This window comes from Oceaniserpentilla sp. 4NH20-0058, assembly GCF_040371755.1.
Lineage (GTDB): Bacteria > Pseudomonadota > Gammaproteobacteria > Pseudomonadales > Oceanobacteraceae > Bermanella.
Genome location: NZ_BAABWE010000026.1, coordinates 1 through 913, shown reverse-complemented (window position 1 = coordinate 913; position 913 = coordinate 1). Strand labels below are relative to the sequence as shown.

The 913-nt window shown below is 45.7% G+C and carries 1 protein-coding gene and 1 pseudogene; both read right to left on the bottom strand.

Annotation, left to right across the window (positions count from 1 at the left end):
• Positions 1–535, bottom strand: a pseudogene (locus ABWV45_RS15470) (DDE-type integrase/transposase/recombinase); the annotation flags it as partial.
• 2 nt (positions 536–537) lie between these two features.
• Entirely contained in the window at positions 538–840 is a 303-nt protein-coding gene (locus ABWV45_RS15465) for a transposase (RefSeq protein WP_353352620.1), read from the bottom strand.
• Positions 841–913: the final 73 nt, after the last annotated feature.

Genomic DNA, 913 nt, shown 5'->3' with positions numbered 1-913 from the left:
CGCTGGGTTTACCTCTGGCTTCAAAAGCCAGTCGTAACGCTTTCGCGGTTAATTCACTATTGGGTGAATGCGATAACGCCCAGCCCACCACGGTTCGTGAATACAGGTCGATGACCACCGCTAAATACGCCCAGCGCTTACCGGTCCAGATGTACGTGACATCGCCACACCAGATCTGATTAGGGCTGGCTGGATTAAATTCACGGTTCAATAAATTTGCAGCAACAACGTGCTCTCTACCCGTCCGACGATATTTATGCTTAGGTGTTTGGCAGCTTTGAATTTCAAGTTCTCTCATGCGCTGTGCAGCAACGTACCGGCTCATGGGAAAGCCTTCGGTAGTCGATATCTTAGCGATTGTGCGAGCACCGGCTGATCCATTGCTGATCGCATGCAGACGTTTTACTTGAGCTTGCTGTTTTAGTTTTATTGGATTGATGGAATGAAGTCGATTAACCCAGTAGTAAAAAGCACTCCGACAAACATTAAACGCTGCACATAAGCTTCGCGTACAGAAAGCTCTCTTAAGCTTTTTGACTAGCGCGAACCTCTCATGCTGTCTGACATTAAGAGAGCGGAAGCCTTTTTTAAAATATCCTTCTCGGTTTCCAGTTGTTTGATGCGCTTTTTAAGTTCTAAAATTTCACGCTGTTCTTCTGTAATGGGCAAACCATCTGATACCTGACCACTGCGCTCTTTACGCAGCTTAGAAACCCACTTGCCTAATGTGGACTCCCCAACTCCCATGGCCTTAGCAGCATCTTTTGTTGAATAGCCTTGATCTAATACAAGTTGAGCGCACTCAACTTTAAATTCTGGGGTAAAACGGGCTCTGCTCATATTGTCACCATAATTATCTGGGTGCATTTTAGCACCTCTTATTAGGTGTCCAAATTTAGTGTGCCACTACAGT

What these genes read in the sequence shown, in the direction of transcription:
- ABWV45_RS15465 (WP_353352620.1), bottom strand. Translation starts at nt 840, where the DNA reads ATGAGCAGAGCCCGTTTTACCCCAGAATTTAAAGTTGAGTGCGCTCAA.